The organism is Psychrobacter frigidicola (assembly GCF_007997305.1).
GTDB classification, from domain to species: domain Bacteria; phylum Pseudomonadota; class Gammaproteobacteria; order Pseudomonadales; family Moraxellaceae; genus Psychrobacter; species Psychrobacter frigidicola.
In genome coordinates this window covers 1,022,333-1,039,307 of record NZ_VORZ01000001.1, presented here as the reverse complement: position 1 = coordinate 1,039,307, position 16,975 = coordinate 1,022,333, and the positions used below count along the sequence as shown (strand labels likewise).

Here is a 16,975-nt window from a genome sequence, read left to right as displayed (position 1 = left end):
TAGCTTTTATTGAAAACTACTGAGAAAGTTGTTAATAACTCTTTATAAGTGATGAACGTGGTTCTCTGATTAGTATTGACCTTCACTATTTTAGAGACCACAAAGGTCTAAGTAATACCACCGATGCTATAAATAGCCATGGCTGTATTATTGACTGTGGGGGCAGAGTCAGCAATTAGTTTAGCAGCACTTGCCACGCCCATATCAGCGACAATGCTAATTGTTAATACTGAATATTTAAATAAGCCTCATTTCATACTTTAATTTCTCAAAACATATAACGTAAGAGAGTAAATATACTTAGTTGACAATGGTATTCATCGAAACATCTGCTGATTTGCTTGCTGGAAGCCATTTGATGTTCCAGCGAAGTGCCCTGTATTCCGATAAGGGAATTTTGACTACCTTGCCATTAACTCTACGCATAAGTGGCATATCGGCATAGTTTTTACCATCGACAGTTGCTTGCGCGCTGATAGGCTTAGCCTCACCGGTAAACGTCATATTGGCTGGTATGGGCAGGATGACGGCAACATTACTAATCGGTTGCTCAATGACATTAGTATAAATGGCACGATACTGTACTGTTTCTCCTATTTTAGCGTCTGAGGCCGCTATATAGCTTGACTTACCATTAATGCCTTTAGAGATTTTATTGGCTTGAAGCTCCATCTTCAAAGTGTCAGCTGCTAGAGCACTGCTAAGAAAAGTAGCAGATACCGACGCAGCTATGATGAGTTGTTTTAAAGAGTAGGCAGTTTTCATAATAAACTCCTGGTCACATAAAAGGCTTGTAACAGTACAAGGATTATTTAACCAAACAAAAGAGGGGGACAAGTTTTTATTATTATAAATAAATATACTTCGTATAATTAGTGTATATAAATGTAATTACAATGTAATCTACTTTCATTATATATGAGTTACCATAGATGCAAAGAAAAATTGCAGCATACTAAGTAAAAGTCTGACAAACGGACAGCAACGGCGAATAAGCGGTATAGCTAACAAAAGCAATCCGATCTGATTTTATAGGGTTATAGATACGATGTAGTTGGGGGTTAGATAAACGTTTTAACGTCCATAATATCGATGTTTATATTATAGACTCAGTTAGCCTTTCAATATTATTTAGATGGTGTAGTTCGGTCTTTACTATTTAAGTATTGAATTATTCTAGTAAGTGACCAGTCATAAGCTAATCTATAGGCGTTATAGAGCCATGAATGTTTTGTGTTGAAAGATATATTAGTAGTATGAAAACACAGATTGACGACTTTTATCGTTGGTAATCCGTCATAAACATAGAAAATTAATTTTAATAGCTTGCTACTTATTATAACAATAAACATACGTAAAAATAACTAGAATTTAGAGGGTTCACCTAAATAGTAGAATGAACAGATTTAGGGAGATTAAGAACAATACTCTAAGTTTAGGTTAAGCAGATGTTTGATAATTTCGATTAATAGGTTTAAAAAGTATTTGTCATGCTCATCTTTACAGTTCGCTGCAATACTACTTAGTAATAAATATTTGATAGATGATAGCTACATTTTATTAGCTGAGAGCAATAGTGCGCTTAACATGAAGACGCTCTGTATCTAACTTTGATATACTTGTATACTCTACGTGGCTATTACCTAGTATTCTTAGGCCTGGTTTTGTATACAGCTGGACTTTTAAGCCTATCTTTTTATACCTAACTTGCCATATTATGTTAACTTATAGCGCTGGATTAACACCAAGCATGTAAGCTTGTCTATGGAACATAGCTTGCGGGCTATATAACTCCGGTTATATCATGCTCAAATACAATGGCGCGATATCACGTGTCAGTCAATGGAATGCTTAAATAGAGCAAGGAAGTCGTTAAGTAATCCGTTGCATAATTACTTTATCCCATTCAATAACACCCTGTCCTGACACAGGAATGACTCATATAAAAGGATTAATAATGTCGAATTACTATAAGGATGCTGACAGCACCGAAACGCAGGAATGGCTACAAGCTTTCGAATCTGTCATTAAGCATGCGGACAAAGACCGTGCACAATTTTTGCTAAAAGCTTTATACAATATGGGCGTACAAGAAGGTCTGCCGTTTAATCGCCTTGATACTGCTTATATTAATACCATCGCGGTAGAAGATGAGCCAATGTACCCTGGGGATTTAGCTATTGAGCGTAAAATTCGCGCATTGATTCGCTATAATGCGCTTGCCATGGTGATGCGCGCCAATAAAAATGATGATGATTTGGGCGGTCACTTAGCCTCATTTGCCTCTAGTGCTACCCTTTATGAGACTGGCTTTAACCATTTCTTCCGTGCTGCCAGTGATCATTTTGGCGGTGATATGATTTATTACCAAGGTCACTCAGCGCCTGGTATGTATGCGCGTTCTTATTTAGAAGGTCGCTTGACTGAGGATCAGCTGGATAACTTCCGTCGTGAAGTGGGTGGTAAAGGCTTATCTAGCTATCCACACCCTTATTTGATGCCGGACTATTGGCAGTTCCCAACGGTATCAATGGGCTTGGGTCCTATCATGTCGATTTACCATGCGCATGTACATCGCTATATGGAAAACCGCAAATTATTAGAAAAAGAAGATCGTAAGATTTGGGCGTTCTTGGGTGATGGTGAAACGGATGAGCCAGAAAGTTTAGGTGCTATTTCACTTGCAGGTCGTGAGAAGTTAGATAACCTGATTTGGGTCGTTAACTGTAACTTGCAACGCCTTGATGGTCCGGTTCGTGGTAATGGTAAAATTATTCAAGAGCTTGAATCGGTTTTCCGTGGTGCTGGCTGGCGAGTAATTAAAGTCGTTTGGGGCGGTAATTGGGATTCGCTACTTGCCAAAGATGAGACAGGTGTTCTTAAATATCGCATGGAAGAAGCGGTTGACGGTGAGTATCAATTATATGAAGCGCGTAGTGCTGAATTTACTCGCGAACACTTCTTTAATAAATATCCCGAATTAAAAGAAATGGCTGATGCGTTAACCGATGATGATATTTCGCGTCTGAACCGTGGTGGTCATGATCCTATGAAGGTTTATGCTGCATTTAGTGAAGCCATGAAAACCAAAGGTCAGCCAACGGTTATTTTAGTGAAGACTGTGAAAGGCTATGGTTTATCAAAGCAAACTCAAGCGGTTAATAAATCGCATCAGGTGAAAAAGCTGGAGCAAGATGCTTTAGTTTACTTCCGTGACCGTTTTGACTTGCCATTTACCGATGAGCAGTTAGAGACGCTACCGTTCTATCGTCCAGCTGAAGATTCAGCGGAGATGAAGTACCTTAAAGGTCGCCGTGAAGCGTTAGGCGGTCATTTGCCGAATCGCCGTAGTGGTCATATTCCCTTGAACATTCCTGAATTGTCTATTTTTGATCGTGTCTTAAAAGGCAGCAACGGTAAAGAGCAATCAACGACGATGGTATTTGTACGTCTGCTTGCGGCGATGCTGAAAAATAAAGATATCCAAGACCGTGTAGTACCTATTGTTCCAGATGAGGCGCGTACTTTTGGTTTAGAAGGTATGTTCCGTCAACTGGGTATTTACTCTGCGGTAGGACAAAAATATACACCTGAAGACAGTGAAGCGTTGATGGGTTATAAAGAAGCCATTGATGGTCATATGTTGGAAGAGGGTATTAATGAAGCCGGTGCGATGAGTGCTTGGATTGCGCTTGCTACCAGTTATTCTGTAAATGCATTACCGATGATTCCGATGTATATTTACTACTCGATGTTTGGTTTCCAACGCGTTGGTGACTTAGCTTGGGCAGCTGGCGATTGTCAAGCACAAGGCTTCTTGCTAGGTGCAACAGCGGGTCGTACCACGCTGAACGGTGAAGGTCTACAGCATCAAGATGGTCATTCACAAATTCTATTTAACGTCGTGCCTAACTGTGTCAGCTATGATCCGTGCTTTGGTTATGAGTTGGCGGTTGTGATGCATGACGGTTTGCGCCGGATGTATGCTGAAGGTGAGCGTGTCTATTATTACTTGACCTTGATGAACGAAAATTATGAGCAACCTGAAATGCCAGAAGGTGTTGAAGAAGGCATCAAACGCGGTATGTATCTGTTAGAAGATAATGGTTCAGCCCAAGTACAACTGCTAGGGTCTGGCGTTATTTTACGCGAAGTGCAAAAAGCGTCTCAGATATTAAAAGACGAGTTCAATATCACCTCCAACGTTTGGAGCGTGACCAGCTTTAACGAATTGACCCGTGATGGTATGGTGTGTGATGACTATAACCGTCTGCATCCAATGGATGAAGAGCGTGTGCCATGGGTGACTGAACAGCTTGCACCGCATGAAGGTGTGGTAGTGGCAGCGACGGATTATATGCGCAATTATTCAGAACAAATCCGTGCCTGGTTACCTGATAGCCGTCCTTATACCACGCTAGGTACTGATGGTTATGGTCGCTCTGATACTCGTGAGAACCTACGTAGTTTCTTTAACGTTGATGCCGCCCATATTGTTGTCGCCACCCTAAAGCGCTTGGCTGATGAAGGCGAAGTGGAAATGCGTTTGGTTAAAGATGCGATATCTAGCTTGAATATTGATATCGATCATCCGCCTGCGTGGCAACAGCAGCCTTATTATGACCATTCTCCAGATGCACCAGCGCCTGGCAATATAAATCCGATTCCTGTACCTGAGTTTGTTGCTGAAGACGATGATGAAATCAGTAGTGAAGGCCGTGCTGAAGATTCAGCGGATGCTACTTTACTCAGTGATGATGACGTCGCAGAATAGAACCTATAGACAAGGAGAATAAGGATGGAAATTAAAGCCCCCGATTTGGGTGTAGATAGCGCTGAAGTCAGTGAAATTATGGTGCAGGTCGGTGACGTTATTGCAAAAGATGATAATATTATCTTGTTAGAGTCAGATAAAGCGTCGGTTGAAGTGCCAAGCTCAGCTGCTGGTAAAATCACGAAGATTAATGTTGCTATCGGTGACCAAGTTAGCGAAGGCATGGTTCTGATTGAGCTTGATAGCGATGCTACTGAAGATGCAAGCACAGAAGATGACAGTGCTATAGAAGAAGATAAAGCGCCTGAGGAAGCTGTAGCAAAATCATCTGAGACGGCTGAAGCCAATAAAAATGAGAAAGACACATCAAAACCTGCTGTTCAAGCAGGTACGGCAACGACTCATGCCCTACCAGACTTAGGTGTTGATGAAGCGCAAGTCGCTGAGATTATGGTCAGCGTTGGCGATATTGTCACTGCCGATCAGTCTATTATCTTGATTGAGTCTGATAAAGCTTCAGTCGAAGTACCTGCTCCAGTAGCAGGCAAGATTGAAAAGATACTGGTTAAAACTGGTGACATGGTTGCTAATGGTCAAGATTTTATCGTTATTGTTGGCATTGAGACTGATGCGGTTAATAGTGATAAAGTTGATGAGCCTGAAGCCAAAGCAGCTTCTACAAGCGAAAAAGAAGCCACACCTGCGTCACAGAAACAGACCACTGGTGAGCCAAAACAAGCTGCTGTTAAGTCTGCTCCTGCCAGTAATACAGCGGCGAATAATGTCAATGGTAAGCTGACGGAAGCTCAGGTTAATGCTAAGTTAACAGAAGTGTATGCAGGTCCTGCCGTGCGTAAGCTTGCGCGTCAATTGGGTGTTGATATCACGCAAGTCAGAGGTTCGGCGCTGAATGATCGCATCTTAAAAGAAGATTTGTTTGCGCATGTTAAAGTCAGCTTAACCACACAGCAAGCAGCACCAATGAGCGGTAACGTTGCCAGCTCAAGTTTGCCAAAACTGCCTGATATGAGCAATGTTGAAATTTGGGGTGAAACAGAAACTCAAGATTTGACCCGTTTGCAAAAGGTGTCAATACCGCAGCTTAATTACAATACTTATTTGCCACAAGTCACCCAATTTGACGTCTCTGATATCACAGAAACTGAAAAATTGCGTGGTGAGTTAAAAGGGGGTATGAAAGCTCAAGGTATTGGTCTAACGATATTGGCCTTTATCGTCAAAGCGACAGCTTATGCACTCACGCAACACCCACGCTTTAACAGTCATTTAAGTGATGACAATACGCAAGTCATTATGCGTAAAAGCGTAAACATGGGTATTGCCGTGGCAACGGATGATGGCCTAATCGTTCCAGTTATCAAAAATGCCCATGAAAAGGGTATCAAGCAAATTGCCATTGAAATCGGCGAGTTGGCTATTAAAGCTCGTGATAAGAAGCTGAGTACCAAAGACTTGCAAGGTGCCAGTTTTACGATTTCAAGCCAAGGAATTCTAGGTGGTACGGCGTTTACGCCACTAGTAAATTGGCCACAAGTGGGTATCTTAGGCGCATCAGAAGCAACGATGCAGCCGCAATGGAATGCCGCTAAGCAAACCTTTGAGCCACGCCTAATGTTGCCGTTATCGTTATCTTATGATCACCGTGTTATCAACGGTGCTGACGCTGCTGTATTTACGCGTTATGTGGCAAGTTTACTTTCCGATCCGCGTCGTATCTTGCTATAAGCGATGTCGCAAAAAGATATCTGATATATCAATATCTTAGCTAAATAAAAAAGACTGTCTACGGATGGTCTTTTTTTATTCTCTGCTACTTAGTAAAATAATAAGATGGCAAGACAGAAATAAAAAAGCCAGCTTGCAAGCTGGCTTTTTTATTTGTAATTTTTAATTCATATTGTTGTTATATTAGAACTGTTTAACAAAAGCAACACCGTAAACCCAAGGGCTAATATTGATTTCACCAATATCTTTGCCATCTAAAGTCGCATCTGTTTTGATGTCCATATAGCGGGCATCAATACGGAAAGCTTCAGTTGGTGTGAAAGGAACATCAAGACCAACATGACCCGCCACACCAACGCTATCATCAAGCTTTAAGTCACCACCAGTAGAGATTCTTTCTTTAAAGAAAGTGGTGTAGTTCACACCAACACCAACAAACGGCTTCACATTCATCGGCATATTATAGCCATCGAAGTGATATTGAAGAGAAAGCGTTGGTGGTAAATGTTGGGTTTTACCTTTAAGTTCACCGCCCGCTGCATCAGTTAGGGTAAAATCATGATGAAATGGGATCGCAGCGAGTAGCTCGATACCAACGTTATTAGCGATAAAGTATTCACCGCTGATCGTTGGACGCACATCACCGTCAACATCAACAGAGTATGCACCACCTAATACACTACCATTATCACTTTTAGGGTCAACATAGTGCGCACCAGCGGCCACTGACCAGGTACCAGCAGGTACAGCAAAGGCAGTAGTCATAGTGAGTGCAGCGGCAGTTGCTAAAACTAGGGATTGTAGTTTCATGCTTGGATTCCTCAATGTAATCAATAGTTATCAGTATGCATAGATGAGGGATGACATCCGTTACTGATAGGCAAAGTCGCAGTTATAAATTAACTGCTAACTGTTGCCCTTATTATAATACATATTCCTTACAAGCAGTAGTGAATTAGATAGAAAAGAGTGATTTAATTAATATATGTTTACAATTACGATATTGATAATCATTACTAATTTAACTAAAAGGTTATATAGAGAAGGCAAGGTTTATAATAAAGGTAGTAATAATATATGACGGGCTATTGTAGTAACTCTCCATTACGCTGTCATCATGCGCGCTCAATGATGGTATTAAATCAAGCTGATAATAACTGTCCGCACTGCGGAATGTCACTGATAATCGCTAATAATTCGAATGACCGCTTACGTCTTGAACAGCAGCTTTTACAGTTAAGCTTGGGCATAATGGTCATGTTACTACTGGTATTAGTCTACATTTATTATGTATATTTAGTATAATCGCCGCTATTATTAAATATATCAGCAATACTTCTAAGCTCACTGTTTCCTTCCATCACCTTTTAATTAATCAGAATACTATCGGTGTTATACCGCTAAGGAGCGGCATGCTATTACAGCCCATACGGCGCTTGCGTCATTTTGTCTATAATATTTTACAGAATGACGATCATGACACGCTGTTCAGTCGTTGCGTCGATTATTTTCTGATTTTTTTGATTATGACCAACGTGGCAGCAGTCATCGCTGAATCTGTCGATCAGTGGTATTACCCGTACCAAAGCTACTTTACACATTTTGAGAACTTCTCTATCGTGGTGTTTTCTGTAGAGTATTTGCTACGTTTATGGAGCGTGGCCGATGCTAAGCCTGATAATACGACGTGGCGCCAACGCTGGCAGTGGTTAAAAAGTCCTTCAGCCTTGATAGATTTAGTCGCGATTGCCCCTGCATTTCTAAACTTCCTTGTTAGTATCGATTTGCGTTTCCTACGGATTTTACGTTTATTTAGAATTCTAAAGCTAACGCGTTATTTTGCCTCCATGCGTATTTTATTGGTGGTTATCAGCAAAGAAAAAGGCTCGTTCCAGGCCGTTATTTTTATTTTAATCATTATGATTGTCACGGCGTCTAGTGGTATCTATTTGGTAGAGAACCATGCGCAGCCTGAGGAGTTTGAATCGATACCAAAAGCCATGTGGTGGGCGGTGGTCACCCTAACGACCGTTGGCTATGGCGATGTCACGCCCATTACGACGGCAGGTAAAATATTAGGGGCAATCATTACCATTTTGGGTGTGGGCCTAGCAGCACTGCCTGCGGGTATTTTAGCTACGGGTCTGGCTAATGAGCTTGCCCAACGCCGCGATGAGCTTGAGCAGCAGTTTCGTGAGTTTTTAGTCGATGGCGATTTTGACTTGGTGCAAAACCAAACCATGATTGATAAGATTCGTCGCGAGTTGGGACTCGATAAAGAGCAGGCGCAAGATATTGTTCTGCAGGTACTACGGGAACAAGCGCTTGAGCGCCGAGAAAAAGACGTGCGTAAAAAGAATTTTTGTCCGCATTGTGGAGAAGCGTTAGAGTAATACTTATAGTTAATAACGAATTTAAAAATGCTTGATAAACTATTCATTAGTTTATCGAGCATTTTTTATAATGGCTTAACTTTATGGTAGCTGCCTCTTGGCTGCTTACCCTTGTGGAACGGGCAGGGCACGGGCGAGCTCATGTGCCACTTGTTGGGCTGCCTTTTGCAGGTCGTTGTCCGTTAATGGCAGGTTCTGAAGGGACAAATGCCAGTCACTGACTTCGCGGCGTAGACTGGCTATCCAAACAGCGTTACAGTCACGTGGCAGCTGTTTTAGGTTGACTTCAAAAGCACGATTGCCTTCATCATCACTGAGATGGATTTCACCATCCTCAACGGCCATGAATGGTTGACCAAAGTACGAACTGGCAATAAGGGCAATATGAGTGATATGAGCTGGAATCTTATGTAGATATAAGCGAATTTGTTCTTGATCGAGCGGGGCATGATACATGGCTTGCTCGCCGCGATCTTTACCATCTAGGCTGTCGCCTTGATGACGTACAGATTCCGCTTTATCGCGTAATTGCTTAAACCATACCAAGTCATTTATCGTGCATTGATCATCATACAACACGCAAGCCAAATCAATATCAATCGCGCCTTGATTTTCTTTGAAACGTTTCATCATACCTTTTGGTTTGGTAGGGATAAAGTCGTAATTTAGTGCAAAGAGTAACGTGTCAGAGGTTAAGCCAAGCGCGTTTAGGCTGTCTGAAAGAAGGGGTTGAGTGGCAGGAGTAGGCATAAGTATCCTTGTTAATTATTAGGTTGTTTTTATCATGGATTGCTATGTGGGTTCAAATGAGGTGTCCAATACGACTTGATACAGCAATGATGGCTTGGCATCTAATAAACCTTTGCCGAAGCCACGCAGCCACCAGACCAGTTGGGATGTTAAATTAACAGTGGTATGAATAGTCAGGGTGTCATCTGCATTTATCGTCACCGTTTGATCAGTGCTCAGTTTACTCTCTGTCAGACTTTTGCCTGCGGCTTTAGTGAAATGTAGCTCGATGGCGGTATTCTTTCCATGGTCGGGCAGTTGACTCAGTAGCGGATGGGTAAAGCCCATGCCCCCAGCATCTAGATAATGGTCGAGTTGAAATTTATCAGGCGTCTTGGCGGTACTTTCAAGTATCTCAACGCTGGCAAATCGATGTAGCGCAAAGGTGCGGATAATAGCGTCTGGGTCATCGGTACGCGTGGCAAGCAGGTAAATAATGACGCCGCGCTGAATGATGGCAATGGGATTGAGCACGTATTCGCTGGCATCTGATTTATCACTACGGGTATAACAGGCTTTGATTTGTAGTTGATAAAATAGCGCATGATAAATGTGGTCTTTACTGTCCAAATCGATGTGCGGCGCGATTAACGGTTGGGTGGCAGGCTCAATACGTACTCGGTCAATCCATGAATGGGTGACTTTGCTATTTTTAAGCTGCCGACGTGCCAAGTCAAACCATGGAAAAAGCTCGTCCAGTATAACAGGGGGTAGCAGTTGGGTTAAATTGGCTTCAACCATATTAAAGGCGACCGCTTGTGACAGGTTCATGTGCGGTAAGCTTTGTAGCGGCGCATCATCGCACCAGCGCCAGCCTTGCGGGTTGGCGTTATTTTTTTCGATGGGAAAGCGTTTGGCTAAGGCATTTAAATCTCTTTGTACAGTGCGTAAACTGATATCAAAGCCTGCAAGTGCGAGTTGCTCATAAATATGAGTGGTGCCGACCCAGCGGTTTCGCTGTAGTTGTGACAGCACTTGCCACTGGCGTGCGGTGGTCGCTGCGCCATGACGACTGGCAGCAGTTTCGCTTGCGGTCTCGGGGCTGTCAGTCGGATTAGCTGTTTGTTGAGGTTTGAATTTTTGCGCAGTCATTAAGAGATAACCTGTATGAAGTCGCCTTAGTGTTGGGTTTAGATAATATCGTCTTGTTCTATATCATCTTGCTGTTTTATACGTTTGTTTTTTTCTCTTCGACGTTTCTCTTCACGCTTTTTTTTAGCTTTTCTCTTCTTTTTTTTCTTAGATTTTTTATCGGCGGCCTCATCAAGAGCGGTGTCTTCGGTATCTTGATTGTTATCCCATAGCATAAGCCGTTTTATTACTTTGCCAAATAACGTGTCTTTGCGGTAGCGTTTCTTTTTATTTAGCGTATCAATCGGCAGTCCTGTCATTAACGTTAAAGCTTCACTAAGTGTGCGCACACCATAAATATGAAATATACCAGATTTGACCGCTTCAATGATGTCATCACGCAGCATTAACTGCTTCACATTGGCCATCGGGATGATCACGCCTTGTTGTCCGGTCAATTCTTGCTCACGGCAGGCATCAAAGAAGCCAGCTATTTTAGCATTGATACCGCCAACTGCTTGTACTTCGCCGAGTTGGTTCATTGAGCCAGTAATGGCATATGCTTGATTAATCGGGACATCCGCTAAGGCGGACAATAGCGCGCAAGCTTCACTGACTGTGGCGCTGTCGCCATCAATATGGGCGTAGCTTTGCTCAAACGCTAGTGAGGCACTGAAGTTCAACGCATGATGTTGGCTAAATAGAGCACGCAAATAGCTGGTCATAATCAGCATGCCTTTCGCATGCAAGCTGCCGCCTAAGTCAACATCGCGCTCAATATCAAGAATGTCACCGGCACCAATATTAGGCTGAATGACTGCCGTTAATCGTGCAGGCATACCAAACTCACTATCGGCATAACTGACGACGGTTAAAGCGTTGACTTGACCGACGGCTTGCCCACTGGTGTTAATCAGTTGCTGGCCATTTTTCAGCTCTTCCCAATAAAGATCGCGTAAGTATCCTGAGCGCTCATCCATATCAGCAATGGCTTGGGTAACATGATGGACATCAACGATAGTTTTATTATCAAGGCGCGCATGGCGATTAGATTCGTGCAGGAGTTTAATCAACAGGTCGCTATGTAGACTTAAGCGGTCTTGGTCTTCGGCTTGTAGACTTAAATACTCTAGTAAAGCCGCTTGCGCGCTATTATCAAACGGATACAGCTTCGCATAATTGATAATATCCGCCATTTTTGCCACTAATGCCAATTCATGCTCGTCGGTGCGAACAACATCATCATGAAAGTCGGCACGGACTTTAAAAACCGCATCAAACTCAGGCTCAAGCTCTAACAGTTGATAATATAAATCCGCTTCGCCTAACAAAATGACTTTGACATCAAGATCAACAGGGGTAGGAGATAACGATAAACTGCCGGTTAAGGTCAGCATTTGCTCAAGGCTAGATAGTTTAATTTTGCGTGATTGTAGCGCACGTTTCAGCCCTTGCCACGCATACGGATGTTCAAGGACATGACTGGCTTCTAACAATAAATAGCCACCGTTAGCACGGTGTAACGCTCCGGCACGAATCATACTGACGTCGGTGGTTACTGTGCCAAGTTGGGTAATTTGCTCGACATGACCGAGCAGGTTTAAATGCGTAGGCAAGTCTTCAAAAACAACAGGGGCGCCACTGTTTAGTTTATGGCTGACCATGATATTAACTGAGTATCGACTTGGGGTGGTTGTCAAAACAGCAGCGACAAATTCCTCATCATCAGCATTTACAATACGTTCGACATGGGTCACCATATCTGCAAACATTGCCTCTAAATACTCAAGCACTGACGCATTGGTCGAAAATGATTCCTGAATGGGTGTGAATAAAGGTTGTAGTGCACGTCGGGCAATATCATGATGCAACGCTTCTATCGAATCATTGGCTTCGTCTTCTAACTGCTCTAGTGCAATGGTTAGCTGATTGAGTCGCTTTTGCATGTGATTCTTTTGCGTAAAATTATTGAGCTCAGCTTCGTAGCTATTATTATTATGGCTATGCTTAGACTCTGTATTGGTCTTTTGAATCTTATCAGACAATAATTTAGCATCTGCTTTTAGATTTTCCGTCGATTTGTTTGGCTCATCACTGTCGTTATTCGGGTCTTTATTACTTATACTTTCTATCGGCAGTTGGCTCGGATGCACAAAGACCGCTTTATTATCAAATGGACGAAAGGTCAAAGCTAAATCGTACTGCTTGCCCTCTGCATTGAGCACATCATAAGCATGCGTTTCTTTTTGATGGGTAGCATTTTTGATGGCTTCAATTTTACTTTGATAATGATCGCTACGAAAGCGTTGGTTGAGAAGTTTTTTGGCTTGTTGCCATAAGTTGTTAACTTGCTGCTGCAATAGGATTGATTGTCCAGCAGGCAGGTGTAATGCCATAGGCGTACGTGGATCCGTAAAGTTATGCACGTAAACCCAATCATCGGGTGTCGGTTGCTCTACAGCAATACGCTGCAATAAGCGACTGATTACCGTACGCTTGCCCAAGCCATTTTCACCCGCTGCAAAGACATGATAGCCGCTGGCGTGAATATCTAAGGCCGTCTGTAACGCTTTTAGCGCGCGCTGCTGTCCAAAGCCGATATTTAACGGGGGTGCAGTGCGGGTATCAACAGGCAATTTACTGGCATCACTATAGCGTTTTAATTGCTCAGCCGCGATAAGGCAACGCAGGTTGACCTCCGCCAGGATGGGGTCAGGTAACTTATTGGCTTTACCGTCTGCTGTGTCCTCTGCTTGACTCATTGACAGCTTGATTTTTATAGCAGGGGCGGTTGGAGTAATAAGAGCTGGCTCAGAATCGGTTATAGTTTGAGTCATAGGCGTCAAGTAATCGTCTCAAAAATAGAGTATGAAGGTAAGTATGTCGGTACATTGGTACTATTATCAAGCGCAATCTTTAGTTAAGCCGTTAATTATTGTCGGCTCTATCTGACCAATTTAATATTTTATTCGCCTTGTCTATGCAGAATAAGGCTTTAATAGCCACGCAGATAGTATAAGATGGCGGACATTGGCGCAATCTGCAACTATTCAATAAGCAGACTGCATGATAAAATAGACGATTCACCTGTTAAAATGGGATAACGTGTTGTATGTCAGATTCTGCTAAGAGCGCTATGGTTTCATCCTCTGCTAGTACGGGGCTTGCTATTACTGACCCTACTGGGTTTGCAAAGCTTGGGGTACAATTGCCGGCACTGGCTAATATTTTGGCGCAAGCTATTCAAGCATTAGCCCTGCCGCTAACCGATAGTCAGCAGCGCACGTTATTATTGTACTTAGACCAGCTTTTATTATGGAATAAAGCGTATAATCTCACCGCTATTAGCGATCCAGTCGAGGCGTTGGTTAAACATGTCGTTGATTGCTTGGCCATTATAGCGCATTTACCCGCTGGTTCTTTGTTGGATATCGGTACGGGCGCAGGGCTACCAGCCGTTATTATTGCTATTTGTCAGCCTGAGCGACAGTGCACCGCGCTCGATAGCAATAAGAAAAAAATTCGGTTTATTAAGCAAATTAGTAGTGAGCTCGGCCTGAGTAATGTCACCCCGATTGCCGCCCGCATTGAGGCACATGAAGGACAGTACGAAGTAGTAACTTCGAGAGCATTTGCTAGTCTCATTGATTTTGTAGATGCCGCACAGCCACGCTTGGCTCATGGCGGCCGTCTGTGTGCTATGAAAGGTAAGGCGCCCACGAATGAAGAGTTACAGGCATTAGAGCCACAGTGGCAAATTGACACGATTGAGCTAAATGTACCGCGTTTAGAGGAAAGTCGTCATTTGATTGAATTGTCTTATAAAAATGTCTAAGCTAGGCACGACTTTAGCATCAAACATAATAAGTGTGGATAAAATTGGCTGTAGTCTCGCTGGCAATAGTGTCAATTGAATAGCTGTTTTCTGCAAAGCTAATGTTTATAAAAGTTTATAGTTGATAATAAAAAATTAAATAAGTAACAGGCATTATATTAATTAAATTGAGTGAGTGTATGGAAATCATAGCCATTGCGAATCAAAAAGGCGGCGTTGGCAAAACCACGACGGCAGTAAATTTGACTGCCAGCTTGGCTGCTAAGCGCAAGCGTGTATTGCTGATTGACTTAGACCCACAGGGCAATGCCACGACAGGCACGGGTCTTGATAAGAATGATTTAGCATTGACCATGGCGGATGTGCTCCTCGATGGCGTATCGCTTCAAGAGGCTATCGTGACCAGTCCAGCAGGCTTTGATGTTATTGGGACTAATAGAGAGTTGGCAGGTATTGACATCACTTTGATGGGGCAGACCAATAGCCATGAGCTACTAAAGACGGCAATGACCCAATTAGTAACCGACCAAGCCAATGGGCAAAAAAAGCCTTATGATTATATCATCATGGACTGTGCACCCAGTTTAAATCTATTGACTATTAATGCATTGGTTGCAACTGACGGGGTCATTATTCCGATGCAATGTGAGTATTATGCCCTTGAAGGTTTGGCGGATTTATCACAAACGATTGAGCGTCTAACTGAGCTGAATCCTAAGCTATATATTCGAGGTGTGGTCAGAACCTTATTTGACGCTCGTAATACGTTAGCCCGTGATGTGTCGGCTGAACTGCAAACGCATTTTGGCGATATCATGTATAAGACGCACATTCCAAGAAACATTCGCTTGGCTGAAGCACCAGCACACGGTATGCCAGTAATTGCTTACGATAGATGGTCTAAAGGCTCACGAGCCTATCTAAAGCTTGCTGCCGAAGTTATCGAGCAAAGCCGTGGCAAGTAAAGCAGTAAATAGCAGATTAATAATGAGCTGGTATTAACTATTATGTTCATTAGCCACTGCATTTATTAATTTTTATTTATTATTAAGCTCTTATTAATCATCATTTGGCTTTTATTTTAGCGTTAGAGGATAGGTAATCATGGCGAAGAAACGAGGATTGGCAGCCAATCGAGGTTTAGATGCCTTATTGGGGTCAATCAGAAAAGAAAAGCGAATTACCGCCTCTGCCTTACAGGATGATATGGCAGCGCGTGATGCTGTTCTGCCAGATACTGCATTAGATACGTTATCAGTACCAGAGGCGACTGTAGCTACTACACCCAGTCGTAATAAAGCGCGCGTGAAAGCTAATTTAGATGCTACAGATAATAATAGCCGCACACGCACCGTACGCAACAACGTTAAAATACGCAGTATGGAAAACAGCACGTCTGAAGACCAAATTAGCTTAATACAGATTAATGTCATGCGCTTGCAAGCGGGTAAGTACCAGCCACGCCGTGATATGAGTGAGACGGCATTGATGGAGCTGGCGTCTTCCATCGAGCAGCATGGCATCATGCAGCCTATCGTTATTCGGCCATTGCTAGCAAGTGAAGATAAAAGTAGACCCGATGTTACGCATGAAATCATCGCGGGCGAACGGCGCTGGCGTGCGGCAAAAATGGCGGGCAAGTCAGTCATTCCTGCGATTGAACGCGCGTTATCTGATGAGTTAGCCATAGCCTTAGCATTGATTGAAAATATTCAGCGTGAAGACTTGTCAGTGATTGACCAAGCCGCCGCCTTACAACGTTTTCATACCGAATTTGGTATGAGTCATGCGATGATTGCTGAAGTGGTCGGAAAAGCGCGCACTACCGTATCAAATTTACTGCGTCTTAACCAACTTCACGATACGGTCAAAGAGCATTTGGCGACCAGTGCCCTAGATATGGGGCATGCACGAACATTATTAGCGCTGTCCTCTGATCAACAACCTATCATCGCGCAAAAAATTATCGATGGCGGTATGACAGTACGTGAAGCTGAAAAATTGGTCAAATCTATTTTAAATCCTGTACCTAAAGCCAGCCGCAGTGAACAAGCACAGTCGCAAGATACAGAGCGTTTAGTTCAGCGGTTAACCGATGCTTTGGGTGCTGAAGTAAAACTTAAGCATAAAAAAGAGGGCCAAGGTAGTGTTGAGATATTCTTTCATAATCAAGACGAATTCGCCGCTTTAATGAAGCATCTAGAAGCGTAAGGTAGCCATTTAACGAGGCTGGTTGGTTTTTCTAATATCGGCCTACGACACGCTTTGGTTAGCAATCATTAGTCGTGATGATAAAACGCTATACTCTGGCGTTTATTCACTAGGGTGTTTATTATAGGTACTGAATTCTTATTGCTATTGTTTGTA

At 42.9% G+C, this 16,975-nt stretch carries 12 protein-coding genes; 7 read left to right on the top strand and 5 right to left on the bottom strand.

The window, feature by feature from the left end; translation table 11 throughout:
• Nucleotides 1-300: 300 nt before the first annotated feature.
• The gene (locus ES754_RS04255; RefSeq protein WP_147222347.1) at nt 301-765 is read right to left on the bottom strand and encodes a hypothetical protein; all 465 of its coding nucleotides are present in this window, start codon (nt 763-765) and stop codon (nt 301-303) included.
• Nucleotides 766-1,957: 1,192 nt separating this feature from the next.
• Here ES754_RS04255 and aceE point away from each other — a divergent pair.
• A complete protein-coding gene (gene aceE / locus ES754_RS04250; protein WP_147222345.1) occupies nt 1,958-4,774 on the top strand; it encodes a pyruvate dehydrogenase (acetyl-transferring), homodimeric type in 2,817 nt (938 codons plus the stop codon).
• Between the two features lie 24 nt (nt 4,775-4,798).
• Nucleotides 4,799-6,520, top strand: a complete 1,722-nt coding sequence (locus tag ES754_RS04245) for a 2-oxo acid dehydrogenase subunit E2 (protein WP_147222343.1) — start codon at nt 4,799-4,801, stop codon at nt 6,518-6,520.
• A gap of 183 nt (nt 6,521-6,703) precedes the next feature.
• Here the strand turns inward: ES754_RS04245 and ES754_RS04240 are convergent, their stop codons facing one another.
• Nucleotides 6,704-7,330, bottom strand: coding sequence for an OmpW/AlkL family protein (locus tag ES754_RS04240; RefSeq protein WP_147222341.1), 627 nt, complete (start codon nt 7,328-7,330; stop codon nt 6,704-6,706).
• A gap of 267 nt (nt 7,331-7,597) precedes the next feature.
• On the opposite strand from ES754_RS04240, the gene ES754_RS04235 reads away from it, so the two are divergent.
• Nucleotides 7,598-7,825 carry a hypothetical protein gene (locus tag ES754_RS04235; protein ID WP_147222339.1) on the top strand — a complete coding sequence of 76 codons (228 nt, stop codon included), beginning with the start codon at nt 7,598-7,600 and terminating at the stop codon, nt 7,823-7,825.
• A gap of 107 nt (nt 7,826-7,932) precedes the next feature.
• Nucleotides 7,933-8,913, top strand: a complete 981-nt coding sequence (locus ES754_RS04230; protein WP_147222336.1) for an ion transporter — start codon at nt 7,933-7,935, stop codon at nt 8,911-8,913.
• Nucleotides 8,914-9,018: 105 nt separating this feature from the next.
• Here ES754_RS04230 and ES754_RS04225 read toward each other — a convergent pair whose 3' ends face one another.
• From ES754_RS04225 to ES754_RS04215, 3 genes are read right to left on the bottom strand one after another with little or no spacing between them, the layout of a single operon-like run.
• Nucleotides 9,019-9,663 carry a TerD family protein gene (locus ES754_RS04225; protein WP_147222334.1) on the bottom strand — a complete coding sequence of 215 codons (645 nt, stop codon included), beginning with the start codon at nt 9,661-9,663 and terminating at the stop codon, nt 9,019-9,021.
• A 42-nt stretch (nt 9,664-9,705) separates the two neighbouring features.
• Nucleotides 9,706-10,794, bottom strand: a complete 1,089-nt coding sequence (locus ES754_RS04220) for a helix-turn-helix transcriptional regulator (protein ID WP_147222333.1) — start codon at nt 10,792-10,794, stop codon at nt 9,706-9,708.
• A 38-nt stretch (nt 10,795-10,832) separates the two neighbouring features.
• Complete coding sequence (locus ES754_RS04215) at nt 10,833-13,610, bottom strand: ATP-binding protein (RefSeq protein WP_147222331.1); 2,778 nt, start codon at nt 13,608-13,610, stop codon at nt 10,833-10,835.
• A gap of 275 nt (nt 13,611-13,885) precedes the next feature.
• Here ES754_RS04215 and rsmG point away from each other — a divergent pair, with 275 nt between their 5' ends.
• From rsmG to ES754_RS04200, 3 genes are all read left to right on the top strand, one after another.
• Nucleotides 13,886-14,608, top strand: coding sequence for a 16S rRNA (guanine(527)-N(7))-methyltransferase RsmG (gene rsmG / locus ES754_RS04210; protein WP_147222329.1), 723 nt, complete (start codon nt 13,886-13,888; stop codon nt 14,606-14,608).
• 179 nt (nt 14,609-14,787) lie between these two features.
• Nucleotides 14,788-15,573 (top strand): ParA family protein, encoded by a 786-nt coding sequence (locus tag ES754_RS04205; RefSeq protein ID WP_147222327.1) that lies wholly within the window; start codon nt 14,788-14,790, stop codon nt 15,571-15,573.
• 139 nt (nt 15,574-15,712) lie between these two features.
• Nucleotides 15,713-16,819 (top strand): ParB/RepB/Spo0J family partition protein, encoded by a 1,107-nt coding sequence (locus ES754_RS04200; protein WP_147222325.1) that lies wholly within the window; start codon nt 15,713-15,715, stop codon nt 16,817-16,819.
• The last annotated feature ends 156 nt before the right edge of the window (nt 16,820-16,975 follow it).